This is a genomic window from Flavobacterium sp. MDT1-60 (assembly GCF_014844035.1).
In the GTDB taxonomy this organism is placed as follows: domain Bacteria; phylum Bacteroidota; class Bacteroidia; order Flavobacteriales; family Flavobacteriaceae; genus Flavobacterium.
Genome location: NZ_CP062159.1, coordinates 2,121,852 through 2,146,797 on the forward strand (window position 1 = coordinate 2,121,852; position 24,946 = coordinate 2,146,797).

Annotated in this window: 26 protein-coding genes; 11 read left to right on the forward strand and 15 right to left on the reverse strand. The window is 33.2% G+C overall.

Going from position 1 to position 24,946, the window contains the following annotated elements; translation table 11 throughout:
- Window positions 1-60 precede the first annotated feature (60 nt).
- Window positions 61-2,034 (reverse strand): KUP/HAK/KT family potassium transporter, encoded by a 1,974-nt coding sequence (locus IHE43_RS09195; protein WP_192187656.1) that lies wholly within the window; start codon window positions 2,032-2,034, stop codon window positions 61-63.
- Between the two features lie 133 nt (window positions 2,035-2,167).
- Window positions 2,168-3,478, reverse strand: coding sequence for a hypothetical protein (locus IHE43_RS09200; RefSeq protein ID WP_192187657.1), 1,311 nt, complete (start codon window positions 3,476-3,478; stop codon window positions 2,168-2,170).
- 120 nt (window positions 3,479-3,598) lie between these two features.
- On the opposite strand from IHE43_RS09200, the gene IHE43_RS09205 reads away from it, so the two are divergent.
- Entirely contained in the window at window positions 3,599-4,660 is a 1,062-nt protein-coding gene (locus IHE43_RS09205; protein WP_192187658.1) for an oxidoreductase, read from the forward strand.
- A gap of 80 nt (window positions 4,661-4,740) precedes the next feature.
- On the opposite strand, the gene IHE43_RS09210 is transcribed toward IHE43_RS09205, so the two are convergent.
- The 5 genes from IHE43_RS09210 to IHE43_RS23505 all read right to left on the reverse strand — a co-directional run bounded on the left by IHE43_RS09210 (window position 4,741) and on the right by IHE43_RS23505 (window position 7,831).
- The gene (locus IHE43_RS09210; protein WP_192187659.1) at window positions 4,741-5,199 is read right to left on the reverse strand and encodes a sensor of ECF-type sigma factor; all 459 of its coding nucleotides are present in this window, start codon (window positions 5,197-5,199) and stop codon (window positions 4,741-4,743) included.
- Between the two features lie 17 nt (window positions 5,200-5,216).
- On the reverse strand, window positions 5,217-5,630 hold the full coding sequence (locus tag IHE43_RS09215; protein WP_192187660.1) for a hypothetical protein: 414 nt from the start codon (window positions 5,628-5,630) through the stop codon (window positions 5,217-5,219).
- A 33-nt stretch (window positions 5,631-5,663) separates the two neighbouring features.
- Entirely contained in the window at window positions 5,664-6,206 is a 543-nt protein-coding gene (locus tag IHE43_RS09220; protein ID WP_192187661.1) for an RNA polymerase sigma factor, read from the reverse strand.
- Between the two features lie 103 nt (window positions 6,207-6,309).
- Complete coding sequence (locus IHE43_RS09225; RefSeq protein ID WP_192187662.1) at window positions 6,310-7,446, reverse strand: transcriptional regulator; 1,137 nt, start codon at window positions 7,444-7,446, stop codon at window positions 6,310-6,312.
- Between the two features lie 196 nt (window positions 7,447-7,642).
- Window positions 7,643-7,831: a hypothetical protein gene (locus IHE43_RS23505; protein WP_072972699.1), complete on the reverse strand. Its 189-nt coding sequence runs from the start codon at window positions 7,829-7,831 to the stop codon at window positions 7,643-7,645.
- A 92-nt stretch (window positions 7,832-7,923) separates the two neighbouring features.
- Here IHE43_RS23505 and IHE43_RS09230 point away from each other — a divergent pair, with 92 nt between their 5' ends.
- Window positions 7,924-8,304 (forward strand): nucleoside triphosphate pyrophosphohydrolase family protein, encoded by a 381-nt coding sequence (locus tag IHE43_RS09230; RefSeq protein WP_192187663.1) that lies wholly within the window; start codon window positions 7,924-7,926, stop codon window positions 8,302-8,304.
- Between the two features lie 61 nt (window positions 8,305-8,365).
- On the opposite strand, the gene IHE43_RS09235 is transcribed toward IHE43_RS09230, so the two are convergent.
- A complete protein-coding gene (locus IHE43_RS09235) occupies window positions 8,366-9,436 on the reverse strand; it encodes a branched-chain amino acid aminotransferase (protein WP_056193699.1) in 1,071 nt (356 codons plus the stop codon).
- A gap of 307 nt (window positions 9,437-9,743) precedes the next feature.
- Here IHE43_RS09235 and mnmD point away from each other — a divergent pair, with 307 nt between their 5' ends.
- Window positions 9,744-10,409, forward strand: a complete 666-nt coding sequence (mnmD, locus tag IHE43_RS09240; RefSeq protein WP_192187664.1) for a tRNA (5-methylaminomethyl-2-thiouridine)(34)-methyltransferase MnmD — start codon at window positions 9,744-9,746, stop codon at window positions 10,407-10,409.
- A 165-nt stretch (window positions 10,410-10,574) separates the two neighbouring features.
- On the forward strand, window positions 10,575-10,772 hold the full coding sequence (locus IHE43_RS23510; protein ID WP_017496117.1) for a hypothetical protein: 198 nt from the start codon (window positions 10,575-10,577) through the stop codon (window positions 10,770-10,772).
- 32 nt (window positions 10,773-10,804) lie between these two features.
- On the opposite strand, the gene IHE43_RS09245 is transcribed toward IHE43_RS23510, so the two are convergent.
- Window positions 10,805-11,746: a LysR substrate-binding domain-containing protein gene (locus IHE43_RS09245; protein ID WP_192187665.1), complete on the reverse strand. Its 942-nt coding sequence runs from the start codon at window positions 11,744-11,746 to the stop codon at window positions 10,805-10,807.
- A 107-nt stretch (window positions 11,747-11,853) separates the two neighbouring features.
- Here IHE43_RS09245 and IHE43_RS09250 point away from each other — a divergent pair, with 107 nt between their 5' ends.
- The 3 genes from IHE43_RS09250 (at window position 11,854) to can (ending at window position 15,246) form a co-directional block, all read left to right on the forward strand.
- A complete protein-coding gene (locus IHE43_RS09250; protein WP_192187666.1) occupies window positions 11,854-12,333 on the forward strand; it encodes a Dps family protein in 480 nt (159 codons plus the stop codon).
- A 499-nt stretch (window positions 12,334-12,832) separates the two neighbouring features.
- The gene (locus IHE43_RS09255) at window positions 12,833-14,485 is read left to right on the forward strand and encodes a SulP family inorganic anion transporter (protein WP_192187667.1); all 1,653 of its coding nucleotides are present in this window, start codon (window positions 12,833-12,835) and stop codon (window positions 14,483-14,485) included.
- Window positions 14,486-14,607: 122 nt separating this feature from the next.
- Complete coding sequence (gene can, locus IHE43_RS09260; protein ID WP_192187668.1) at window positions 14,608-15,246, forward strand: carbonate dehydratase; 639 nt, start codon at window positions 14,608-14,610, stop codon at window positions 15,244-15,246.
- A 35-nt stretch (window positions 15,247-15,281) separates the two neighbouring features.
- On the opposite strand, the gene IHE43_RS09265 is transcribed toward can, so the two are convergent.
- Together IHE43_RS09265 and IHE43_RS09270 are read right to left on the reverse strand one after the other, a co-directional pair.
- Entirely contained in the window at window positions 15,282-16,484 is a 1,203-nt protein-coding gene (locus IHE43_RS09265; RefSeq protein ID WP_192187669.1) for an LETM1-related biofilm-associated protein, read from the reverse strand.
- Window positions 16,485-16,588: 104 nt separating this feature from the next.
- Window positions 16,589-17,116 (reverse strand): superoxide dismutase family protein, encoded by a 528-nt coding sequence (locus tag IHE43_RS09270; protein ID WP_056193722.1) that lies wholly within the window; start codon window positions 17,114-17,116, stop codon window positions 16,589-16,591.
- A 213-nt stretch (window positions 17,117-17,329) separates the two neighbouring features.
- Here IHE43_RS09270 and IHE43_RS09275 point away from each other — a divergent pair, with 213 nt between their 5' ends.
- From IHE43_RS09275 to IHE43_RS09290, 4 genes are all read left to right on the forward strand, one after another.
- Window positions 17,330-17,755 carry an META domain-containing protein gene (locus IHE43_RS09275; RefSeq protein ID WP_192187670.1) on the forward strand — a complete coding sequence of 142 codons (426 nt, stop codon included), beginning with the start codon at window positions 17,330-17,332 and terminating at the stop codon, window positions 17,753-17,755.
- A 36-nt stretch (window positions 17,756-17,791) separates the two neighbouring features.
- Complete coding sequence (locus IHE43_RS09280) at window positions 17,792-18,313, forward strand: DUF4251 domain-containing protein (RefSeq protein WP_192187671.1); 522 nt, start codon at window positions 17,792-17,794, stop codon at window positions 18,311-18,313.
- Between the two features lie 42 nt (window positions 18,314-18,355).
- The gene (locus IHE43_RS09285; protein ID WP_192187672.1) at window positions 18,356-19,273 is read left to right on the forward strand and encodes a transporter; all 918 of its coding nucleotides are present in this window, start codon (window positions 18,356-18,358) and stop codon (window positions 19,271-19,273) included.
- An 84-nt stretch (window positions 19,274-19,357) separates the two neighbouring features.
- On the forward strand, window positions 19,358-19,846 hold the full coding sequence (locus IHE43_RS09290; protein ID WP_192187673.1) for a hypothetical protein: 489 nt from the start codon (window positions 19,358-19,360) through the stop codon (window positions 19,844-19,846).
- Between the two features lie 72 nt (window positions 19,847-19,918).
- On the opposite strand, the gene IHE43_RS09295 is transcribed toward IHE43_RS09290, so the two are convergent.
- The 4 genes from IHE43_RS09295 to IHE43_RS09310 form a co-directional block, all read right to left on the reverse strand.
- Window positions 19,919-21,013 carry a glycoside hydrolase family 18 protein gene (locus tag IHE43_RS09295; RefSeq protein WP_192187674.1) on the reverse strand — a complete coding sequence of 365 codons (1,095 nt, stop codon included), beginning with the start codon at window positions 21,011-21,013 and terminating at the stop codon, window positions 19,919-19,921.
- Between the two features lie 327 nt (window positions 21,014-21,340).
- Window positions 21,341-23,146, reverse strand: coding sequence for an acyl-CoA dehydrogenase family protein (locus tag IHE43_RS09300; protein ID WP_192187675.1), 1,806 nt, complete (start codon window positions 23,144-23,146; stop codon window positions 21,341-21,343).
- Window positions 23,147-23,178: 32 nt separating this feature from the next.
- Complete coding sequence (locus tag IHE43_RS09305; protein WP_192187676.1) at window positions 23,179-23,544, reverse strand: four helix bundle protein; 366 nt, start codon at window positions 23,542-23,544, stop codon at window positions 23,179-23,181.
- A gap of 128 nt (window positions 23,545-23,672) precedes the next feature.
- Complete coding sequence (locus IHE43_RS09310) at window positions 23,673-24,854, reverse strand: acetyl-CoA C-acyltransferase (RefSeq protein WP_192187677.1); 1,182 nt, start codon at window positions 24,852-24,854, stop codon at window positions 23,673-23,675.
- Window positions 24,855-24,946: the final 92 nt, after the last annotated feature.

Sequence of the window (24,946 nt, forward strand, 5' to 3'; positions counted from 1 at the left end):
GAAAAAAAACACTCTGATAAAGTTTAAAAGAGTGTTTTTCTAAGTTATTTTATAAATGATTTATTTTATAATTCGGGTCAATCCGATGTTTTCCGGAGCGTGAAGTACCATTGGGAATTTCTCAATTTTGACCGAACTACTATCTAAACCGAAAGCTCTTTCTTCAGATAAACTAAGTTTCTTGATAAAGAAGTATGAGTTCATAATAATGTTTTCATGCCATCTTAAATCGTTGTCATTTGATAAAAACTTCTCAGACAATACAAATTTAAAGTCACCAATAATATTGTTTTTGTTTAATGATTCGTAACGGCTGGTAATATCAACTTCTCCTCGTTTTACCATGTCACGAATTACTTCTCTAAACATTAAATTGATTTTGGTAGGTTCTCTAAATCCTAAGTTAAAATCGATTCTGTAAATATCGTCTTTCGCAATTTCGGTAACTTTATATTGTGTTTTATAAGGTTCTGTCAAAATGTTTACGTGAACGAACCAGTAAATATCAGCTCTTTTTGGACGTTTTTGCAAGATGGAATAAATTACTTTTTCCTCCAATTCATCAACGCGATTCGCATTTGTCATGTATACTAAATGCGTTGCGTATTTCGGGATCGAAAGATCTTCGCTTAATTCCATTAAAACTTTCTTATAATCATCAATCTTGATAATTTTAGTATAGCTTTTATTAATTTTCTTAGCCAAATACCAAATCGTCATAATCGAAATCAGCATTATTGCAATGATTAAAGTCACGTAACCGCCATCGGCAAATTTGGTAATATTAGCAATAAGAAAACTAAATTCAATCAATAAATAAATCGTGATCAATGGTACCATAAAATACAGTTTAACACGTTTCATTATTAAATAGTAATTCAGTAAAATGGTCGTCATGATCATACATAGAATAATGGCAAGACCATAAGCATGCTCCATATTACTTGATTTCTGGAAGTGCAAAACGATACCCACACAACCAAAAAACAGTAACCAGTTGATTGACGGAATGTATAATTGTCCTTTTACTTCAGTTGGATATTTGATTTTTACTTTCGGCCAGAAATTCAAACGCATAGCTTCATTTATCAGGGTAAATGATCCGCTTATAAGTGCCTGGGAAGCTATTACAGCTGCTAAAGTAGCAACAACAATTCCGAATGGAAGAAACCAATGAGGCATAATCAGATAAAATGGATTCCCATTTTCTCCTCCTAATTGCTGTAATGTACTTCCTTCATGGTGTGTTAAATACGCAGCCTGACCAAAATAGTTTAATACTAATGTTGTTTTTACGAATATCCAGCTGATTCTGATGTTTTTTCTTCCACAATGTCCCATGTCAGAATATAAAGCTTCAGCTCCGGTAGTACATAAAAATACTAATCCAAGAACAAAAAAACCTTCAGGGTGAATTTGTAATAAATGATAGGCATAGTAAGGATTAATTGCTTTAAAAACTTCAGGATGTTGTGAAATTTGAATAACTCCTAATGTGCCCAACATAGCAAACCAGATCAGCATCATTGGAGCGAAAAACTTCCCAACCAATTTTGTTCCAAATTGTTGAATAGTAAATAAAATAAATAAGATTCCGATAACAATATAAACTATTGTCTCCGTTTCCATGGTAGGATAAAATGCCCTGATTCCTTCTACTGCAGAGGAAATCGAAATAGGCGGAGTGATAATTCCATCGGCAAGTAATGCACTCCCTCCAATAATAGCGGGCACTATGAGCCACTGGATTTTGGTTTTTTTGACTAAGGCATACAAAGCGAAAATACCTCCTTCACCATGATTATCAGCACTTAGTGTTATAAGAACATATTTTATAGTGGTTTGCAGTGTTAATGTCCAGAAAACGCAAGAGATACCTCCTAAAACGATGTCTGCATTAATCATGTGTTCACCAAGAATGGCTTTCATTACATACAATGGAGATGTACCAATATCTCCATAAATAATTCCTAATGTGATCAATAAACCTCCAATAGACAACTTACTGTGTAAGTTTTTATGCGCTGCGCTCATGTATATTTTTATAAAAGACGGTTGCAAATTTACTGTTTTAAAATAAATTAGCGTCTATTAATAGTAAAAATAAAAAAAAGCACAATTAAACAATTGTGCTTTTACTTTTATTATAGAAAACCTGTTTTTAAATTTACATTCTTCTACCGCCGCCTCTTGAACCTCCGGAGTTATTATCTCTTTGTGATTGACCTCCTCCTCTTGATTCCTGACTTACTCTTGGGGCTTCAGATCTCTGAGCACTTTGTGGCCTTGCAGTATTGGCTCTGTTTTCAGAGTAACTTCTAGGCGCTTCTGCTCTTGGAGATGAAGCCGCTCTGTTGGTATTCATTCTATTTTCTGAATTCCCTCTGGAGTTATTCATATTGTTATCAGAATTTCTTGGAGCTTCAGCGCTGGGAGTGGAAGCTGTTCTGTTTGTACTCATTCTGTTTTCTGAGTTTCCTCTTGAGTTATTGTTTTCAGAATAATCACGTCTTGGTTCAGCAGTTCTTTGAGTGTTTTCAACTCTTGAAGGTGTGCCTGCTCTGTTTTGATTGTCTCTGTTTGATGAAACAGGATTTGAGTTGTAATTTCTATCAGAAGTTGTTCTGTTTTGATTATTATCTCTGCTTGTATTTCTGGTATTGTTATCAGAAACTCTATTCGTATTAGATCTATTACTGTTGTAAACATTCGAATTTCTACTTGTTTCTCTGCTTGCAACACGTCTTTGGTCTAATTCATATCTATTATTAACATTAGAATGTCTTTGCGCAAAACTATTGTTTGGACGCATTTTTTCGTATCCGTAAGAACGTCTTGATTCGTATAATGCAGGAGCTCTATAGCTTCTTCTATTGTTCACATAATTGTAACGATTATTTACATTAATACATACGTTGATGTTATTTCTGTATCTGTAAATTGGATAAGGTCTCCATGCATAATAATAGGTTGGATAGTAATTCCAGGTCCAGGTAGAAATATACGGTCTGTAGTTTGTGATCCAAAATGAGGTATAAATTACCGGAGCCACACTGTAAACAGGCTCATAGATATAATTCGCACCGTATAAATAACTGTTACCCACAACCTGAACATTTACCTGATTGTAATTATCGCGTTCGACATCAATTGTAGCTATATCCTGATACACATCACGATCAAGAACCGCCTGGATAATCACAACGTGAGTTCTGGCTTCTACAGATTCGATTACACGAAGATAATCAACCTGATCATCACCATTTAAGTCCAGATTTGATATTTGATATTTAGGATCATTTAAACGTCTTTCGAAATCCTGAAGATTAGCTGATTCTCCAAAAATGGAAGCAACAGCTCTTAAATCTAAATTATCGCTGATATCTGAATTTTTTGCATATACTGTGGTTTGACTTTGTGCAGAGCAAGAGCTAAAACCTATTGCTAAGAACACTAAAAAAAGTACTTTGGCTTTCATGGCAAATCATATTAAAGATTAATATTCTGAGATATTCAATTACTGTGCCAGAAAAAAAAACAAAACTTATTTCAGATGTTGTAAATAATTGTATTTTAGCAATACTAAATCTTACCCTATATGAAAAAAGTATTGTTATTTTGTTGCGCTTTTATTTTATTTATGTCCTTTAAAACATTGAGTGATAGAGATAAAAGGATGGTCTATGGTGGTTTTACATCAATGCAAATAGATACATTATTTCAGGATAAAATTAGTATTAGGGCCATCGTTATTGATAAAAATAAGGTTTGGTATGGAGGAGATAATTCTCGCTTTGGATATTATGATTTAGATAAAAAAGAAAAATTTGAAGAACATATTTATCGTGATACCTTAAAATTAGAGTTCAGAAGTATTGCTCAAACTTCAAAAGATATTTTTTTATTAAGTGTAGGAAATCCCGCACTACTTTATTCGGTTTCTAAAAAAGACCACAAAATGAAGCTGGTTTATAAAGAAGTGCATCCAAAAGTTTTTTATGATAGTATGCAATTCTGGAATGATAAAGAAGGAATCGCCATTGGAGATCCAACTGAAGATACTTTTTCAGTAATCGTTACACGTGATGGAGGAGAGACCTGGACAAAATTATTATCAGATAAATTACCAACAAATGCACAAGGTGAAGCAGCTTTCGCAGCCAGTAATACAAATATTGTAATAAATGGAGATGAAACCTGGCTGGTTTCAGGAGGAAAAAAAGCCCGCGTTTTTTATTCTCCGGATAAAGCTAAAACATGGAAAGTAATTGATACTCCTATTGTTCAGGGTAAAACAATGACGGGTATTTTTACAGCTGATTTTTACGATTCTAATCATGGTTTTATTGCCGGGGGTGATTATGAACTTCCAAACAAAAAATCAGGAAATAAAGCTTTTACTACTGATGGAGGAAAGAGTTGGTTATTGATAGGTCAGGATATGGGATTTGGGTACGCATCATGTGTACAATACGTTCCGGGAGGAAATGGTAAAGAAATTATTTGTGTAGGCTCTGAAGGAATACAATATTCTCAAAATGGCGGTGAAAACTGGACACAATTATCTACTGATACAAAATTTTTTACAATTCGTTTTATCAATAGAAATACTGCAATTGCTGCAGGTCACAATAAAGTGGTAAGACTTCGTTTTAAATAACATTAAATAAATAACAAGCCCCCTAAATAATAAAGCAAGTATTATTATATAGGGGGCTTATCGCTGTTGTTCTTTTTATATTATTTGCCGGCTTTTTCTTTATATTGTTTTAGCAATTTTCGGTTAAAATCGTCTTCAGATTTTTTAAGCTTTAATATCTTTTTATGTGAAAGTATCTTCTTAAGATTTGATATGTATTTTTCTCGTAAAAGATAAAGTTCCTTATCTGTGCTTTCTATTTGACATAAAAGCGTAGCTGCTTCTTTTTCTGACATTGAATTGATCTTATCATCATCCAGCTTATTCATATAAGTCTTCATTTTGTCATGACGCAACTCATATTGTTTATCATCAAAAGCGTTATAGATAGGCCAGAATTTCTCTGCTTCGGTCGAAGTAAGTTCAAGTTCTGTAGTTAAAAAGGATACTTTGTAGGCTTTGATTTTCTCACGCTTTTCATCTACTTTTTTATCATTTTGGGCATAAAATGAAAAAGTGATTAAGAACATAAATAACGGTAGTATGTTTTTGAATTTCATCTTTTTAAATTTTTATTTTATTCTGAAATTAAATTTTCAATATTAGGGTTCGAAGACAGAATATCTTCCAGTGTTTCCTGCTCAAGGGCAACGCTTTTGCCTAGTTTTTCAATATCTTTCGTATCAAGTTCTTTTGCCAGGTCATATTGATTTAAATTGGACTGATATGATAAATAACTTTCTAAAGTAGCTTCATCCAGTTCTTTTGATGTTGCATTGTAATTGTTTATTACAGGAATCATCATCGTTATTACAATTGCAGCAGCAGCCACCAGTGAAAGTACTTTTTTACGTTTGTAAAGCGGAATTACTTTTACTTCTCTTTCGGTTATTTGCTGTAAAACTTTTGCCGATAAATCATCAAAATAATGATCCGGAGTTTTAAATCCAGTTTCTATTTTCGGTTCGTTTTCTAATTTAAATGCTTTCATAATGTCTATAAGATAGGTTTAGTTACAAAAGGTTTAATTTGACGTAACATATAATTCAATTTTTTTAACTGCATGATGATAAGAAGCTTTCAATGCACCGACTGAGGTTCCTAAAATTTCTGCAATTTCTTCGTATTTTAATTCTTCAAAATATTTCATTTTAAAGACTAATTGTTGTTTTTCCGGTAATGTGACAATTGCTTTCTGGAGTTTGATCTGAATTTCATCTCCATCAAAATAAACATCAGCTTTTAAATTGTCTATAGTTTTATTTTGCAATGCTTCAGATGTTATTCCGTTTAACTTTGCTTTTTGGTTCAGGAATGTTAATGCCTCATTGGTAGCAATGCGATACATCCACGAAAAGAGTTTACTTTCTCCTTTAAAGTTTTTTAAATACTGAAAAACTTTCACAAAAGTATTCTGCAAAACATCGTGTGCATCATCATGATTCAAAACAATGTTTCGAATGTGAGCATACAACGGCTTTTGATAATCAGACAAGAGTTTTTGAAACGCAATATTTTGCGTTTTAGGATCTAATAATTGTGCTATAAATTCCTTCTCGTTTGTCAAGCTTTAAACTTTATCTTGTTACCACATATAAAGTTAGGAATTTTAACCTTATATCAATTAGAATGAATTTTAAACAAAAGGTTTAATCGTCTTTACTTTTTTTTTAGAATTCCGAATCTTCTTCTTCAGTTTTTGGTGTAGTTGGAGCAGGAGTTGCAGGTTTTGCAGTTTGAGTTTCTGTCTGAGGTTGATAAACAGGAACTTTTGCAACCGGAATTACTTTAGGTTTTGTCGGAAAATAAATTTCGGTCATTAGTTTTGACGGGCTTTTTACATCCAATTTGCTGATGGTCCATATCTCAAGATGTGACCAGCTTAAATCAGGAGTAATTTTTTCGTTGTTAATAAAAGCTGTTGTTTTAGCAATAGCTTCATTTGTATGTGTATAATCTCCTTTTAGCGTAGTTTTTACAGCTTCAAAACCATTTAATTTTCCTGCTGTAATATCACTTCCTGCGCTCGTTGAGATTTCTTTATTGATTGGTAAACAGATTGAAATTTTAGCCAATCCGCTAGCAGTATCATAAGTATGGTAAATAATAAAAGGTTTTCCATTGGTAGATAAACCATTCGTTTCACTGAATTCTATTAGTTTCGGAATTACAATTCTGGCATTTTTATTTACTTTCTGAATTTCGCTTGTAAAGGTTTGTTTAATATAAGGTGTTTCGATTTTCTTAACAACACCGTTTACTTTTATTGCATAAGTCTTGGTTTCGTAATCCAGATTTTTATCAATGTTAGCAAGACTTTTTTCAGAAATTGTTCCGATAATATTATCTGAACCACCATTTAAAGCAGTGTAAATTTTAAATAAAAAACTCATAGTTCCTTGAGCTTTCCATGTCACTTTTGTTTTGCCTGCCAAAGTATCTTTAAATGTCCAGTTAACATCAGCCTGAGTACCATCAAAATTGATTTTTTGCTGAATACTTTCGCCTTCTTTTGTTTTTAGCGTTATGGCGTTTCCTTTTCCATCACTACCTTCCCAATAAAATGAAGCACCATTTCCTACTGTTTTGTTCGGAAAAGTCATTCTCATTGTAGGATCTTCTACTGACCAGGATTCAAAATCTTCATAATTTCTAAAATCGTTTACATAGTTATAAACAGTAATTCGTGGTGAGTTTATGACTTTGCTTCTTTCTACAGAAAAAATCCCTTTTTGTGTGGCAACAAAAACGGTTAGCGCAACTAAGCTTAATAACGATAAAAGAAATAAATATTTTAAAATCTTCATTGGTGTAGGTTGTTTGGTGTCGTAAAGTTATAAATTTTATTACTAGTCGCACTATAGCAGAAAAAAAATAAAAACATACTTTTTAAATTATTCTTCAGGTTAAAATCAACTTCAGACAAAACGATACTGATGAGGTTTAATTGTAAAACTTCGGCATTTATTTTATATTTTTTAAATATAGAAATAAATTACGGAATTACCTTTTAAAAAAGAATTTGATAACAAATAAGATTGCAATAAAAAGTAGGAAAACAATTAATACTTTGTAATTTCCTTTATAAAAAATTTTGTGCAATGCCAGATCTTTTCGATAAGCAAATATCATTACGATTACGAAGGCGATGAAAAAACAGACTGCGAATATTAATTGTCCCTGACTAAACATAGTTGAAATTATTTTTGACAAATTTAGAGAATTGTATATGAATAGTTGCTAATTTGGCTTTTGATTTCATTAAAAAACAAATTTATCTACATATGAAAAAACAAATAGACGCAGTTAAGGAATTTCATACTGCTTTTAAAATAGGACATAGCGAAACGCCAATTGCTGATGTGGGAGAAAACAAAAAATTTCTTCGGTATAATTTAATGAAAGAAGAAAACGAAGAATATCTTGATGCAGTTCAGAATAATGATTTGGTCGAAATTGCTGACGCTCTTGGAGATATGATGTATATTTTATGTGGAACCATAATCGAACATGGTTTGCAGGATAAAATTGAAGCTGTTTTTGATGAAATTCAGCGTAGTAATATGAGTAAATTAGGAGAAGACGGTCAACCTATTTATCGTGAAGATGGAAAAGTGATGAAAGGCCCAAATTATTTTAAACCGGATTTTTCGAAATTACTGTAAAATAAAAAACCCGACAAATTCTTAGAATTTGTCGGGTTTTGTTTTTATATAAGTCTTTTGATTATTGAACTTTAACTGTCCATCCAAAAGTATCTTCAGAAAGTTTGTTTTGAAGACTTGTAAGTTTTTCTTTTAAAAGAGAAGCATAAGAGTTTTCAATTGGAGCCATTTCATAATAAACATCCTGATAAGAGAATCCTTTGATTACGCTTACAACAGCTGCAGTTCCGGCTCCGAAAATTTCTTTTAAAGATCCGTTTTTAGCTGCTTCAACTAATTCTGAAACAATAACTGGGCGAACGTCTACATTAAGTCCTTCTTTTTCTGCCATAGCAATCAAACTTTTTCTGGTAATACCATCTAAAATTCTTTCGCTTGTTGGAGCAGTCAACAAAGTATCATTAATTCTAAAGAATACGTTCATTGTACCGGCTTCTTCCAGTTTAGTATGCGTTGCATCATCTGTCCAGATTACTTGTTGAAAGCCATCTTTGTTTGCCAGGTTTGTTGGGTAAAATTGTGCAGCATAATTTCCTGCCGCTTTTGCAGCTCCAATTCCACCATTTGCAGCTCTACTATAGTGTTCAGCAATAATTACTTTTACTTCACCAGCATAATATGATTTTGCAGGGGATAGTAAAATCATGAATTTATATTCATCAGAAGGATTTGCAACAACTCCGGCGCCAGTTGCAATCATAAATGGACGGATATACATACTGCTTCCGTTTCCTCTTTGAATCCATTCCTGGTCTATTTTTAATAATTCATTCAAACCATCCATAAAAATAGATTCCGGAACTTCTGGCATTGCCATACGAACTGCAGAATTATTGAAACGCTTATGGTTTTCATCAGGTCTAAACAACCAAACATCATTATTGACATCTTTATAAGCTTTCATTCCTTCAAAAATAGCTTGCCCGTAATGAAAGACTTTTGAAGAAGGATCCATCAAAATAGGAGCATAAGGCTTAATGACAGGAGTTTGCCATTCCCCATTTTTAAAATCACATTCGAATAAATGGTCTGTGAAAACAGCACCAAAGCTTAAGTTTTCAAAGTCTACTGCGCTTATTTTTGACGAAGTAGCTTTTCTGATTTCAATTTTGCTTGTTTGAGTTGTACTCATAATAATATATGTTTTATCTAATTTTCATCACAACAGAATGAATTCTAAAGTAATGATTTGGTGTGAAATAGGTTTTATTAAATGCAAAATTAAGTAAAAATATATAAATTACTTACTAAAACTGCATTAATTACGGGGTTTAACTGAGATTTATTTATCTTATAATAAACCTAAAAAAAACACTGACTTTTATAAAGAATTTATGAAAAAAGTATCGATTTTTAAGGCTTTACGCATTTGTTTTGACTAAATTTGACTAACAAAATGTGCTGAAAAACAATATAATTACATTGATAATATCGAAAAAGTGGAAAGAGAAATAATTAAAACGCTAGATGGTTCAACAACAATTCATTTGAAAGAGTGGGATGAATGTTATCATTCTAAACATGGTGCCATTCAGGAAGCTAAACACGTATTTATAAAAAATGGACTTTCATTATTCGAAGGGAAACCCGTTAGTATTCTTGAAATTGGTTTTGGAACCGGTTTAAATGCTTTTATTACTTTTTTAGAAGCACAACAAAAACACCAAAAGATTGATTATATTGGAGTAGAAGCTTATCCTGTTGATGCAAAAGAAGTTTTGGCAATGAATTATGTGAATGAACTCAACGCATTGGAATTTGAGAACATTTTTCAGAAAATGCATAAATGTGAATGGGATAATAAAGTAGAAATTTGCGATCAGTTCTCGTTAACAAAAAGGAAACAATTTTTTGATGATATAAACGATTTTGAAACTTTCGATTTGATTTACTTTGATGCCTTCGGATATCGTGTGCAACCTGAATTATGGAGTACAGAAATTTTTCGAAAAATGTACAATAGTCTAAAACCAAATGGCGTTTTAGTAACATATGCCGCCCGCGGAGTTGTTAAAAGAAGTATGATTGAAGTAGGATTTACGGTCGAAAAATTGGCAGGTCCTCCAGGTAAACGAGAGATGTTTCGGGCGTTTAAAGAGGTTTAAATGAGTTATTTAGAATTATTCTATATTGATTTATCCGTACTAAGAAAACGGTTTCGTTGCTAAAGTTTTTAAAAAAATAAGTTAAAAAGAGTGCATATGAATGTTATTTGTTTACATTTGTTGCGAGTTTAAAAATAGAGATAACCCCCAAAATCTTATTTTATTATGTCAAAAATGATGTTTGATTACACGAAATCAATACTTGAGAGAGTTAGTTTCGATCCGATACTTTTCTGCAAAGAGCTGGAAAAAGCTATCAAAACGCTGTTACCGTATGAGATGGAACAATTGCAAGAATGGTTATTGAATTTTATTATTGAAAAACCAGAATTAAAACAAAGTCTACTACTAATTAAAGTATAAAAAAAGGAGCCAATTTGGCTCCTTTTTTATTTTTATTTCTTTTGTAGCGGACTGATAATTTGAACATTCTGAAAAACGATTGCCCCTTTTACAACTCCGGCAATTGTTGATCGAAGTGCATCAATGATTTGCATTTTTAATTCGCTCTTCGGATAAATTAAACTTACCTCACGAGCAGGCTTTGGTTCCTTAAAATTACGAAGTTTTAGTTTATCGGAATCTTTTAAATCCATTGTGTGCAAGTACGGTAGTAACGTTGTGCCCAAGCCTTCGTCGGCCAATTTTATAAGAGTCTCAAAACTTCCGCTTTGAATCTGAAAATTGTTTTGTTCGACATCAGTGCCATTTTTGCATAAATTCAAAATACCGTCTCTAAAACAATGTCCGTCCTGCAATAACAAAATTTCATTGATATTTAAATCGGCAACCTCAATTTCTTCTTTCTGAAAATTAGCGTGATGCTCTGGTATATAAGCGACAAACGGCTCAAAATACAAAACAATCTCTTTTATCTTTTCGTCTTCAAGTGGAGTAGCGGCAATTGCAGCATCTAAATGACCATTTTTAAGTTTTACGATAATTTCATCTGTATTCAGCTCTTCAATTAAGAGTTTTACTTTTGGGTATTTTTTAATGAAATTATTAAGGAACATTGGTAAAAGCGTAGGCATAATTGTTGGAATAATTCCCAAACGAAATTCTCCGCCAATAAAACCCTTTTGTTGCTCCACAATGTCTTTGATTCTATTCGCTTCATTTACAATGTTTTTAGCCTGATTTACAATTTTTTGACCAATATCTGTAAGTTGAATGGGTTTTTTACTTCTGTCGAAAATTAAAATATTAAGTTCTTCTTCAATTTTCTGAATCTGCATGCTTAAAGTGGGTTGAGTCACAAAGCATTTTTCAGCGGCAAGTGTGAAATTTTTATGTTCGGCAACAGCTAACACATATTGTAATTGAGTAATAGTCATTTTGATAGTATTTTGTGATGCAAAAATAAGAAAATATAATTTTTTTTTATAACTTTTTTATACAAGTTCCTTTAAATTTGTAGTAACTTACTGTAAAATAATAAAAAATGAAAACGAATATTTTAGGATTACCTGTAAAAGAGTCAGAATTATTAGTGAAGGAATTGAATGTCTTATTATCCAATTTTCAGGTTTACTACCAAAATTTAAGAGGAATACATTGGAATATTAGAGGAAAACGTTTCTTCGATTTACATGTAAAATTTGAAGAGTTATACACAGATTCTCAGTTAAAAATTGATATGATAGCCGAAAGAGTTTTGACTATTGGAGGAACTCCTTTACATACTTTTGAAGATTACATTAAAAACAACAAATTAACTGTTGGAAAAAATATCTCCAATGATGAAAAAGCAGTTCACCTGATAGTTAATTCTTTGTCTGATTTGCTTAAAATTGAAAGAGAAATCTTAAATCAGTCAGCTGAAATCAATGATGAGGGAACAAATTCTATGATGAGTGACTTCATTGCAGAACAGGAAAAAACGATTTGGATGATGAATGCATGGCTTGAAGAAGAGCTGTAAATCATTGTTTATAAATAGATTAAAAAGCAGTATTGTCCCCTTGGATGGTGTTGCTTTTTTTATGAATGTTAAATTTCTATAAAATTTTTTGCTTCAGGCTTTGATTTTATTTCTTTAACACTATTTTTGCGACAATGAAATTAGTTGCTCGCATATTATTATTCATATTTATTGCTTTCTTAGCAACGCCAACTATTGTGACGTTGATGAAGAAAAGTAATGATACGTCTATGTTCTTCAGTTTCTCTGAAGAGGAGCACTCACACAAAGAACTTAAGGCTGCTGTTTATCCGGCAATATTTCAACATGAAGTTATAATGCCTGTATACATTGAAAAAAAGACCATCGTGTCTGAGAATATTGTAAAACTAGACAATATTTCGCCGAGCATATTTGCTCCACCTCCCAACTTGGTATAATACTTCCGATTATTTTAAACTAACTGTATTTATAGTAAATGCAGTAGATCTTTAATGTTATCAATTTTTAGTATTGTATTATGTCAAAAAAAATTAATCTTTTTGCCAACCTTAAATCTGATTTTGCTTCAGGTTTAGTGGTTTTTTTGGTGGCTCTTCCTTTGTGTTTAGGTATAGCTTTAGCATCGGGTGCTCCCGCATTTTCTGGAATTATTTCTGGTGTTATTGGTGGTATAGTAGTAGGTTACTTAAGCCAATCTCACATAAGTGTATCTGGTCCAGCAGCTGGTTTAACGGCTATTATTTTAACAGCAATAACAAGTTTTGGAGCTTTTGATGTGTTTTTACTGTCAGTTTTTATTGCAGGATTAATTCAGTTAGCATTAGGTTTTTTAAAGGCCGGAAGTATTTCAAATTATTTTCCAACCAATGTTATTGAGGGAATGTTAGCGGGTATCGGAATCATCATTATCTTAAAACAATTACCACACGCGTTTGGTTACGATGCTGATTTTGAGGGTGATCAGGCTTTTATTCAACACGATGGAACCAATACGTTTTCATTCTTCTATGACGCCATAAATCATATTCAATTAGGAGCCGTTGTAATATCACTAGTCTCTTTTGTAATTTTAATCGCTTGGACAAAAGTTCCATTTTTGCAAAAGTTGAAATTAGTTCCAGGAGCACTTGTAGCCGTGGTTGCCGGAATAGTTTTAAACGAAATATTTATCTCATCTGGTAGTTCACTTGCAATAGCAAAAGATCATTTGGTTTCTTTGCCAGTTCCAAAATCTTTTGAAGAGTTTAAAGCAATTTTAATTTTGCCTGATTTTACTGCAATTACTCAAGGGAATGTATGGATTACTGGTGCAACAATTGCCGTTGTAGCTTCTATTGAAACATTATTATGTATCGAAGCTGCCGATAGAATGGATGTTCAAAAACGTTACACCAATACCAATGTTGAGCTTAGAGCACAGGGAATTGGTAATATTGTCAGTTCATTATTAGGTGGTTTACCAATGACATCTGTTGTGGTTAGATCTTCGGCTAATAATAACGCAGGAGCAAAATCTAAAATGTCAGCCATCATTCATGGTGTGCTTTTACTAATTAGTGTTTTGTCTATTCCGGTAATTCTTAACAAAATTCCGTTGGCTACTTTGGCAACCGTATTGATTTTGGTTGGGTACAAGTTAGCAAAACCTGCGACTGTTATACATTTCTGGAAAAAAGATAAAGTTTACCAATTTATTCCATTTATAGCAACTTTATTGCTTGTGGTGTTTATTGATTTACTTTGGGGTGTGGGAATAGGAATCATCATCAGTATTATTTTTGTTTTAAGAGGAAACTTAAAAAGAGCTTACAGCTTTAAAAAAGAAGAATATGAAGACGGAGATGTTATTCATATCGACTTAGCCCAGGAAGTTTCGTTCTTAAACAAAGCAGCTATCAAGTTAACATTGAATGAAATCCCTGAAAACTCAAAAGTGATTATCAACGCACACGATACCGAGTATATAGCGCACGATGTTTTGGATTTAATTCGTGAATTTAAAGAAACCCGCGCCATTGATGAAAATATCAAAGTAAAATTGAAAGGCTTTAAAAAGGCATACCAGTTAGAAAATACGCCTGATAAAGACAATCACGTTTCGATCGAACATTATTATGATGTTGCAAAGAGAGCATTGGTTAAGAAAGAAACAGTAAAAAAAGAAATTTAAAACAATTAAATAAAGTAAGGTATTTCTAAAGTGTTTAAAGTATCAAAATTTAGATAACTTTACAGAAGTTCTTTTTTGATACGTTTAATCACATCGAAATGCCACTCAAAAAATAAAAAATAATGAAAGAGTTTTATAAGCAATTAATAGAAAACAACAAGCAGTGGGTGGAAAAATCATTAGCATTAGACCCGAATTATTTCGCGGATTTAGCTAAAGGACAGACTCCGCCATTATTATGGATTGGATGTTCTGACAGCCGTGTTCCGGCAAACGAAATTATTGGCGCTAAGCCAGGTGAGGTTTTCGTGCACCGTAATATTGCTAATATGGTTGTTCACTCTGACATGAATATGTTAAGTGTATTAGATTATGCAGTAAATGTTCTAAAAGTAAAACACGTTATTGTTTGTGGACATTACGGTTGTGGTGGTGTAAAAGCCGCAATGGGAAATATGTCTGTTGGAATTATAGACAACTGGATTCGTCATATTAAAGACGAATACCGTTTACATGACAAATACTTAAATTCAATTGAAAATGAAACAGAACGTTTTAATGCTTTTGTTGAAATCAATGCTAAAGAGCAAGTTTACAACTTAGCAAAAACATCTATCGTGCAGGGAGCCTGGAAAAATGGTCAGGAGTTAATGCTTCACGGATGGGTTTACGGTTTAAATTCTGGTTTTATAACCGATTTGAATGTAAATATCAGTTCAAATGAGGAATTGGATGACGTTTACCAGCTAAGCAATCTATAAAAATAAAAATCGCCTCTTTTTAGAGGCGATTTTTTTTATTCGTTTTCGTCCAGATTTTCGTTAAAAGCAGAAGGTAACATTGTTGGAATAAACTTTATTAAAATCGGCAATAATAAACTTCCGCCGGGAAGTAAAAAGATAGTAAGTGACGGAATCGTTTTACAGATATCCAAAAGCTGTTTTTTTACTTTTTTCTTCTCCTTGGCATCCAGATCTCTGGTAGTAGAATAAGCCAGCAGCACCATTAATTCCTTACTCTGAACTATTTCCTTAACCAGTCTGTTTTTGTTTCTTATAATCAATTTTACGACGGTGTGTGTCATTTGGTCGTAAAAATGCTTCACCGGATTTGAATAATTGAAATACGGGATTTTCTTTTTATGTGTCGTTATAAACGAATTGGTAGTGTCGATACTATGCGTTACAAAATCATCCGAAACCCTCATCATTGATCCTAACGAATATAAAAAGTAAGCTTCTTCATTTTCTACAACGCCATCACTCCATAAAGCCATTCCGGCCATATCAATAAGATAATAATGCTCCAGTTTATTGGTGAAATTATCAAGTTGTAAAGTCTCTAAAGTATCAACCGTAACTTTTGAAAATTTTGAATATCGAATTGAAGCTTCAAAAAGCTTAATTAATAAATCATCATGTTGTGATTTTATTGTTTTGGTTTTTAATGCCAGGCCAACAATACCAAGAACGGTTTCTTCAATTCGTTTTAAATACTTCTCGGGAATTGCGCCATGTTCTAAATATTGTCTAAAAGCTAATACATCAATAAACAATAATGCGTTGGTTACCAGATGCGAAAAGTTTTTACTAATAATACTGTCGTTAGTCTGTACTCTCTGATCGATTATGTTTTCTAACGAAAGGGAAGGTGTATCTTTTGGAAGTAAAATTTTAAATAAACTAAACCCTTCCGGATTCATTTCTTTATAAAATTTTAAAACTTCAGCGGTAAAATTATTAGGCTCAGAATTTCTTTTCTCTAAACAGAAGACACCATATAAAGTGTTTAACAAGGCAATTTTAGAAATTTCAGTTTTAAACCAGCCTTTTATCGGAATTGGAATTTGGGAATCAATGGATATGATATGCCCATAAATGAACCCGGTGGCTCTGACTTTATCGTAAAACGATTCATTAGTTTCAAAAGGAATAGCTTCTGAAAACTTTTGTTCGCTAAAAAACTTATCTATCCAACCTGGTGCCGATGGGTTAATCATTAACTTTTGTTTGAAGCTACAAAGCTATATTTTTTTCTCGTTTTAAAATTACTTTAAAATGAAATAACCACTAGATTTGTGAAAAAATAGTGGTTATTGTATTTTTATTTAATGATTCCTGCACAGGCAACCCTGCCACCGGCATTTCCGGTTGGTTGTGTTGTAAAATCATCTGTTCCCTGATGTACGATCAAACCTTTTCCTAAAACATCTTTGGTTTCATCACCACAGCCTACACACCATTCATCAGTTGTTAGTGTAATAGTTCCGTTACCTTTTGCATCAGCTGTAAAGTTTCCAATATCACCTTTGTGGTATTCGCCAACTCCCCATTTTCCGTGTTTTTTAAACGTAGGATTCCAGTGTCCACCAGCGGAACTTCCATCGGCAGCAGTACAATCTGATTTTTCATGAATGTGAATCGCGTGAACTCCCGGTTGTAATCCGGCAACTTTTGCGACGAAAGTTACTTTTCCGTTTTTCTCTGTAAAAGTGGCTGTTCCGCTTACTGTGCTATTACTTTTTGGCTCTAAATTTACAGTTAAAGTTTTGGCATCATTCGATTTTGTATTTGTCTTACAGCCAATAATTAAGGCAGTAATTATAGCGAAAGAAACAATTATTTTTTTCATATGTGAGGCTTTTGAATTAAAGATTAAGTAAATTTAACATAAAAAATACGATATAACTTAACGTCTTAAGTTAAAAAAATCTAAAACTATTAATCGTATTTTAATAGCAGTTTGCGGCTGAAGACAAAAATATTGTTTAAATTCGTAGAGGTTTTTAACCAAAAAATTCCCAAATCCTATTTTCTAATTCATTAATATATAACACTTAACATTATGATGAAGAATATTTTTATCCTTGTTTTTTTAAGCACTATCTTAATTTCGTGTAAATGCAAAAAAGTGGATTCAGTTTCTAAACTAGAAGGAAATTGGGAATTAAATTATATTTCGGGGCCAAGAATAGCTTTTGATGGTTTGTATCCAAATAAAAAACCAACCATAAATTTTGACCTGAAAGAAAATCATATTTCCGGGAACAGTAGTTGTAATTCTTTTAACGGAAAATTGGTTCTCGATGGTAATAAAATTGATTTTACCCAACCTATGGCGATGACCAAAATGATGTGCCAGGACGGACAGGGAGAACAGGTGTTTATGAGCACTTTACAAAAAATAACATCCTATGATGTAACTGATGATGGCAAGACGCTGAATCTTATTTCTGGCGATATTGCTATGATGCGATTTACGAAAAAGTAAATTTCTACTTTATTAACTCTATTAAAAATTTATTTTATGAAACGTAAACTATTGATTTTACTAGTGTTATTGTGCTTTTTAAGTTTTCCGGTTTTGGCTCAGGAAAAAACAAAGAAAGAATTAAAAGCAGACAGAGAATTACAAAAGCAAAAAGAAATTGAAGCATTAATTGATTCTAAAAATTTTGTTTTTGAAGCGCAGAAAGCCACGCCACAAGGCGGACGAATGTTGAATTTAGATTACAATAGCTATTTTTTGAAATTTAATACTGAAAAGACAACTTGTGATTTGCCTTTCTTTGGCCGCGCTTTTAATGTTGCCTACGGAGGAGATGGCGGAATTAAATTCGAGGGCATTCCCGAAGACATAAAAATTGAAAAAAAGAAAAAATCGGTTAATGTCAAAGCAACTGTTAAAGGTAAAGATGATGTTTATACGCTTTATTTTAATATTTTCTTTGACGGAGGAGCAACACTTTCTGTCAATAGTAATAACAGAGCATCGATTTCTTATGATGGCGAAATTGAAGCTCCAAAAGTTGCTGAAAATAAAAAATAAGAAGAGCGTTGTAGTTTTAATAATTATTCCAGAATTCAATCTATGCCAAAAAATACTTTTTATGTTTTGATTCAGAAACATCATTTAATGATGTTGTTTTTCATGGGAATATTTTCAGCTTTTAGTCAGGATTTAGAACCGAGAGTTTACGCTAATGTACCTACAAAATTAAATGTAGCTGCAGTTGGATATGCCTATATAGACGGAAATGTCCTGACAGAACCATCATTACCAATTTCTGATTTCACTATTCAAAGCCATAACCTCGCCGCAACTTATGTTAGAACCTTTGGTTTGTCAAACAAATTAGCGCGTGTACAAGTTGCATTGCCTTACACTTATATGAGTGGATCTGTTAATGTAAGCGGGGAGAATATAACAGGTTCAAGAACTGGTTTTGGTGACATGAAAGTTCGATTTGGTGTTAATTTATTAGGCTCTCCTGCACTTGAAAAATCTGAATTTAGAAAGTATGAGCAAAAGACCATCTTAGGGGTGAGTTTGGTAACGTCATTTCCCACAGGAAAATATTATGATGATAAACGAATTAATATAGGTACAAATCGTTGGGGATTTAAGCCTGAAATTGGAATCTCAAAACGATTTTCACATTTTTATGCAGAAGTCTATGGTGGTATTTGGTTTTATACTGATAACAATGATTTTTTAGGCAAAAAAATGGAACAAAAGCCGACTTGCAGTTTGCAGATGCACGCCAGTTATTATTTCAAGAATAGTATGTGGGTTGGTTTTAATACGAATTGGTTTGTTGGGGGCAAAACAATAATAGATGGAGTCTCTGATGCAGGAAAAATTGATAATTGGCGAATAGGGACAACATTTTCAACACCAATTGCAAAAGGGCAATCCATCAGGTTTCAATATCATGTTGGTGCCTATACGAATAATGGATTGAATTATTATGCTTTGACAGCCGCTTATCAATATTCTTTCTTTTAAGGAAAGGGAATGGTGTAATGTGTTTAAAGTCAGTATATTTAACGCGCATAAGTCTAAAATAATTAATTTAAAAAATCAAAAACTATGAAAAAATTAAGTGTTATTCTTGTTGTGGCAATTGCCTCGTTTTCATCGTATGCTCAATCTTCTTATAAAGAAGATGTTGAATTAGTTCAGAGTATTTATGGAAAATCTAAAAGTGACCTGGTAAAACAATATATGAATTTGTCTGATACTCAGAATGTTGCTTTTGCAAAAGTCTATGATAATTATGAAACTGAACGTAAGACACTTGGTCAGAAAAAGTTACAACTGATTAATGACTATGCTACTAATTATGCAACGCTTACAGATGAAAAAGCAGATGAGCTTGCAAAAGGGACTTTAAAAAATAATCAGGATTATGAGAAGTTGTATTCTAAAACGTATGGTCAGGCAAAGAAGGCGATAGGAGCAATAAATGCAGCAAAATTTATTCAGTTAGAGGTTTATTTGCAAACTGTCATTCGCAATCAAATTCAGGAATCGATTCCTTTTATAGGGGAATTGGATAAAACAAAAGTTCAGATGTAATTTATATTTATTATAAAAAAAGCGGCAGTTGTAGAAATCTATAACTGCCGCTTTTCTTATTTTTAAAACTATTTATTTTGCCATTTTAACTTCATAAATAGCATTTACCATTCCGTTTTTCGGACTATCCAGAGTAAGTTCCCAAAACATGATTCCGCCTAATTTTTTAGATTTTACATATTCTGTTTTAGCTTTGACAGATTTAAGATCGTCAGATGTTGCAAATGTTTTTGTTCCTGCATTGTACCAATATGGCGCTTGTGCTTTTTCATCATAAAAATATTTCCAGCCATTTGCTTCTGTATAAGTGGTTGCAAAGTTTTTAAAATCAGCACCTGGAATATGTTCTCCGGTTTGATATAGACCATTGTTTATATTTTCAACATTTTTCCATGTTCTGGTATAAAAAGCGCCACCAATAACTAATTTCTCAGCAGGAATTCCCTGATTTAGTAAGTAGGTAACGGCTCTGTCTGTTGATTCTTCATTTGGCTTTGTGCTGTATAATGGAGTGTGGTGTCCGGTAACTTTAGAATACCCGTTAACCAAATCGTAACTCATAATGTTTATGCGATTTACTAAAGGTGATACAGCTTTCCAATCGATAGATTCGTCAAGGTATTTTTGAAAACCACCGGCAGCAAAACTCAATTCATATTTCTTCCCTAAAGTAGAACGTAAAATTTTGATTAGCTCTGTGAAATTTGGTTTATCAGCAGCTTGGTATAAATGTCCCGGAAGTCCTTCAATAGCTGGATATTCCCAGTCTAAATCTAAGCCATCTACTTTAAAATAATTGCTTACTTCTTTTACTGATTTTGCAAAAGTTAACCTTCCTTCCGCAGTTGAAAATGCAGCAGAACAAGGTTCACAGCCACCCCAGCCACCAAGGGATAAAACAATTTTGAGTTGCGGATTCTTGGCTTTTAAAGAAACCAGATACTTAATTGTTATAGAATCTTTAGGAGAATCAACGCTTAGTTTTCCGTTTTTTAAATGACAAAAACTAAAGATAATTTGATCCAGTTTGTTGACTTCGTATTCGTTAATCAATTTGTCATCGCCGGTGTAGTAAGCGATGATGTCCATTTTTTTATTTTTTTGCGCAAAAACGGTGGTACTGAAACTGCACAATAATAAAAAGGCAATCAGGTTAATTTGTTTCATTTTAAAGTCTTTTGTTTTTTGAATGCTAAATATAAAACATTAGAATCGAAAATTCACTATCGATTTTTTAGATTAACATACCATTTAGATACTAATAAAAAAATATGCCACAGATTAAAAAATTAAAATGATTAAAAAATCTGTGTAAATCCTGTAATCTGTGGCAAAAACTATTTTATATGCGCTGTGGTTTAGACGACCGCTGTGCACTTCTACTTTTAAATGAACTTATATTACTTATATGGTGAAAAAAATAAAAAAATAAACCCGCACAGTTTCGGACTTGTGCGGGTTTAAACAAATTAAAAGCTAAAAACTATTTTTGTATTAGAAGCAGTATTCGTTTTCTGCAACTAATTTAGAGGTAATCGTTTCTCTTAATGCCACTACATTTGGCATGTTTGTGTATTTTGTAAAACGTTTTAATCCCATTAACATCATGCGTTGTTCGTCACCTTCAGCAAAAGAAACAATTCCTTCTTTTCCTCTGGAGTTCACGATATCTACCGCTTTGTATAAGTATAATTTTGCCATAGCAATTTGCTCTTGTACTTTAGCTTCACCTTGATTTTTGGCTAATTTTTCAGTTCTTAAAATAGTACTTTCAGCCATGTAGATTTCGATTAAGATATCAGAAGCAGCCATCAATAACTGTTGGTGAGAATCTAAATCCGGACCATATTTTTGAACAGCGCTACCGGCAACCATCAGGAATACTTTTTTCAGGTTAGCGATAATTCCTTTTTCTTCAGCAAATAATTCAGAGAAATCTGGAGTATCAAAAGATGGGATTCCCATTAATTCTTCAGAAACTTTCATTGCTGGTCCTAATAAATCAACATGACCTTTCATTGCTTTTTTAATCAGCATACCTACAGAAAGCATTCTGTTGATTTCGTTTGTTCCTTCATAAATACGAGCGATACGAGCATCTCTCCAGGCACTTTCCATTGGAGTGTCTTCAGAGAATCCCATTCCCCCAAAAATCTGAATTCCTTCGTCTGCACAATTCTGAACATCTTCAGAAACTGCTACTTTCAAAATAGAACATTCGATAGCATATTCTTCAACACCTTTCAATTCAGATTCTTGATGACTAGTACCTTCTGCTTCACGAGCAGCGATTCTGTCTTCGATATCTTTTGCAGCTCTGTAAGAAGCACTTTCTCCAGCGTATGCATTAGTTGCCATTTCAGCTAATTTAGAACGAATAGCTCCAAAAGATGAAATTGCAGTATTAAACTGAATTCTTTCATTAGCATATTTTACAGCTCCAGAAGTAACTCTTCTCTGAGCATCAAGACATGCTGCAGCTAATTTAATACGTCCAACATTCAAGGCATTCATTGCAATTTTGAAACCGTTTCCTCTTTCAGACAACATGTTTTCAACAGGAACTTTGGTTTCGTTAAAGAAAACCTGACGAGTAGAAGAAGCACGGATTCCTAATTTATGCTCTTCTTCATTCATAGAAATTCCGTTTGACGGATCATTTTCTACGATGAAACCTGTAATGTTTTTATCATCTCCAATGCGGGCAAAAACGATGAAAACGCTGCAGAAACCTGCATTCGAAATCCACATTTTTTGTCCTGTAATTTTATAATGTGTTCCATCTTCAGATAAAACAGCTTTTGTTTTTCCTGAGTTAGCATCAGATCCTGCACCTGGCTCAGTCAAGCAATAAGCCCCAAACCACTCTCCTGTAGCCAATTTAGGAACGTATTTTTTCTTTTGTTCTTCAGTTCCATAAAGTGTAATTGGCATTGTACCAATACCTGTATGTGCACCAAAAGCAGTAGAGAAAGACCCTGTCGCACCAGAAATGTAATCGCAAACTAGCATAGTAGATACGAATCCCATTCCTAATCCGCCGTATTCTTCAGGAACCGCAACTCCTAAAAGTCCTAGCTCACCTGCTTTACGCATGCTTTCTTCAGTAAATGCGTAATCTTTTTTCTCAAAACGATTTTTATTAGGCCAAATTTCTTTGTCTACAAACTCTTTTACAGAGTCACGCATCATTAATTGCTCTTCCGAAAAATCTTCTGGTGTAAAGATGTCTTCACACTTTGTTTCTTTAACTAAAAACTGACCACCACGGGTTACGTTTTTTTCGATTGTATCTGCCATTTTGTTTTTGTTTAGATTAAAAGATGCAAGAGTCAAGAAGAAAGATTGTTGTCTAACTTACTTATAAAACCTGTGGTCATCTTTTGAAATTCAATTATTTTGTTTTCTAATTTTTCTGTTTTTTCTTTTGTTACATAGTCATTTTGACAAGCTATTAACAATTGTGTTTGCAATTCAAATGACGAACCTAAACTTATATTCAAATAATGTTGAAAGTGTTTATTTCCTCTGTTTGAGCCCTCAGCAATATTTGAAGGCATTGAAACAGAACATCGATTCATTTGATTTACCAAACTATAAATTTCTGATTTTGGAAAAGTGGCGGTCAGTCTATAGATATCATTTGTAATTTCCATAGCTAAAATCCAAATTTTCAAATTCTTAAAATTGTGTCTCATGTTTTTGAGGCAAGATAAGAAAGAAAAACTAAAAGTAAGTTTTTTACTACTTTTTAAAAATGAGTTTTCAGAATTTATTAATTCCAAAACTAAGTCTTGCTTCTTGCTTCTTTCCTCTAAAAACAGTCTTATAAAACTTCGTAAATCCCCGCAGACCCCTGTCCAGTCCCTACACACATAGAAACAATTCCGTATTTACTACCTCTGCGTTTCATCTCGTCGAATAGCTGAACAGAAAGTTTAGCTCCTGTACAACCCAGAGGGTGACCTAAAGCGATCGCTCCACCGTTTACGTTTACGATATCCGGATTTAAACCTAACTCACGAATTACAGCCAGAGACTGAGAAGCAAAAGCCTCGTTTAACTCCACTAAGTCAATATCTTTCAATTCTAAACCAGCTTGTTTTAATGCTTTCGGAATAGCTTTTACAGGACCAATACCCATAATTCTTGGCTCAACGCCAGACGAAGCAAAATTTACTAATCTGGCAATTGGCTCAAGGTTTAATTCTTTAACCATGTCCTCACTCATGATTAAAACAAAAGCAGCACCATCACTCATTTGCGATGAATTACCTGCTGTTACGCTTCCGTCGGCAGCAAAAACTGGTTTTAATCCAGATAAAGCAGCAATAGAAGTTCCGGCTCTTGGACCTTCGTCTTGTTTTACAACGTATGATTTAGTTTCTTTTTTTCCATTTTCATTGATGAAAGTCTGTTCAACAGTAATTGGAACGATTTGTTTGTCGAATTTCCCTTCCGCCTGCGCTTTCAAAGCTTTCATATGAGAGTTGTAAGCAAACTCATCCTGATCTTCTCTCGAGATTTTGTATTGGTTGGCAACCGCTTCAGCAGTTAAACCCATTCCCCAATAATAATCTTCGTGACCTGCAGCTGCAACTTTATAATCCGGAGTTGGTTTGTAACCTCCCATCGGAATAAAACTCATACTTTCGGCTCCACCAGCGATAATACAATCTGCCATTCCTGATTGGATTTTAGCAGTCGCCATTCCGATAGTTTCTAATCCGGATGCGCAATAACGGTTAACCGTCACACCAGGAACATCTTCCACTTTTAATCCCATTAACGAGATCAAACGTCCAACATTTAGTCCTTGTTCTGCTTCCGGCATGGCATTTCCTACCATAACGTCATCAATACGTTTTTTGTCGAAATCAGGCAGTTCATCCATCATAAACTGAATAGTTTCTGCTGCTAATTCGTCAGGTCTTTTAAATCTAAAAACCCCTTTTGGTGCTTTTCCTACCGCAGTACGGTAAGCTTTTACGATATATGCTGTTTTCATTTGTTTTTGTTTTTTAAGATTTAGAAGTTAAAGAGGCAAGAGGCAAGAGAAAAGATATTTCTAAAGTCTTGCTTCTTGCATCTTTCTTCTAT

Coding starts and splice junctions, on each gene's coding strand:
- IHE43_RS09195 (WP_192187656.1), bottom strand. CDS start 2,034: ATGAGCGCAGCGCATAAAAACTTACACAGTAAGTTGTCTATTGGAGGT.
- IHE43_RS09200 (WP_192187657.1), bottom strand. CDS start 3,478: ATGAAAGCCAAAGTACTTTTTTTAGTGTTCTTAGCAATAGGTTTTAGC.
- IHE43_RS09205 (WP_192187658.1), top strand. CDS start 3,599: ATGAAAAAAGTATTGTTATTTTGTTGCGCTTTTATTTTATTTATGTCC.
- IHE43_RS09210 (WP_192187659.1), bottom strand. CDS start 5,199: ATGAAATTCAAAAACATACTACCGTTATTTATGTTCTTAATCACTTTT.
- IHE43_RS09215 (WP_192187660.1), bottom strand. CDS start 5,630: ATGAAAGCATTTAAATTAGAAAACGAACCGAAAATAGAAACTGGATTT.
- IHE43_RS09225 (WP_192187662.1), bottom strand. CDS start 7,446: ATGAAGATTTTAAAATATTTATTTCTTTTATCGTTATTAAGCTTAGTT.
- IHE43_RS23505 (WP_072972699.1), bottom strand. CDS start 7,831: ATGTTTAGTCAGGGACAATTAATATTCGCAGTCTGTTTTTTCATCGCC.
- IHE43_RS09230 (WP_192187663.1), top strand. CDS start 7,924: ATGAAAAAACAAATAGACGCAGTTAAGGAATTTCATACTGCTTTTAAA.
- IHE43_RS09235 (WP_056193699.1), bottom strand. CDS start 9,436: ATGAGTACAACTCAAACAAGCAAAATTGAAATCAGAAAAGCTACTTCG.
- IHE43_RS23510 (WP_017496117.1), top strand. CDS start 10,575: ATGTCAAAAATGATGTTTGATTACACGAAATCAATACTTGAGAGAGTT.
- IHE43_RS09245 (WP_192187665.1), bottom strand. CDS start 11,746: ATGACTATTACTCAATTACAATATGTGTTAGCTGTTGCCGAACATAAA.
- IHE43_RS09250 (WP_192187666.1), top strand. CDS start 11,854: ATGAAAACGAATATTTTAGGATTACCTGTAAAAGAGTCAGAATTATTA.
- IHE43_RS09255 (WP_192187667.1), top strand. CDS start 12,833: ATGTCAAAAAAAATTAATCTTTTTGCCAACCTTAAATCTGATTTTGCT.
- can (WP_192187668.1), top strand. CDS start 14,608: ATGAAAGAGTTTTATAAGCAATTAATAGAAAACAACAAGCAGTGGGTG.
- IHE43_RS09265 (WP_192187669.1), bottom strand. CDS start 16,484: ATGATTAACCCATCGGCACCAGGTTGGATAGATAAGTTTTTTAGCGAA.
- IHE43_RS09270 (WP_056193722.1), bottom strand. CDS start 17,116: ATGAAAAAAATAATTGTTTCTTTCGCTATAATTACTGCCTTAATTATT.
- IHE43_RS09275 (WP_192187670.1), top strand. CDS start 17,330: ATGATGAAGAATATTTTTATCCTTGTTTTTTTAAGCACTATCTTAATT.
- IHE43_RS09280 (WP_192187671.1), top strand. CDS start 17,792: ATGAAACGTAAACTATTGATTTTACTAGTGTTATTGTGCTTTTTAAGT.
- IHE43_RS09285 (WP_192187672.1), top strand. CDS start 18,356: ATGCCAAAAAATACTTTTTATGTTTTGATTCAGAAACATCATTTAATG.
- IHE43_RS09290 (WP_192187673.1), top strand. CDS start 19,358: ATGAAAAAATTAAGTGTTATTCTTGTTGTGGCAATTGCCTCGTTTTCA.
- IHE43_RS09295 (WP_192187674.1), bottom strand. CDS start 21,013: ATGAAACAAATTAACCTGATTGCCTTTTTATTATTGTGCAGTTTCAGT.
- IHE43_RS09300 (WP_192187675.1), bottom strand. CDS start 23,146: ATGGCAGATACAATCGAAAAAAACGTAACCCGTGGTGGTCAGTTTTTA.
- IHE43_RS09305 (WP_192187676.1), bottom strand. CDS start 23,544: ATGAGACACAATTTTAAGAATTTGAAAATTTGGATTTTAGCTATGGAA.
- IHE43_RS09310 (WP_192187677.1), bottom strand. CDS start 24,854: ATGAAAACAGCATATATCGTAAAAGCTTACCGTACTGCGGTAGGAAAA.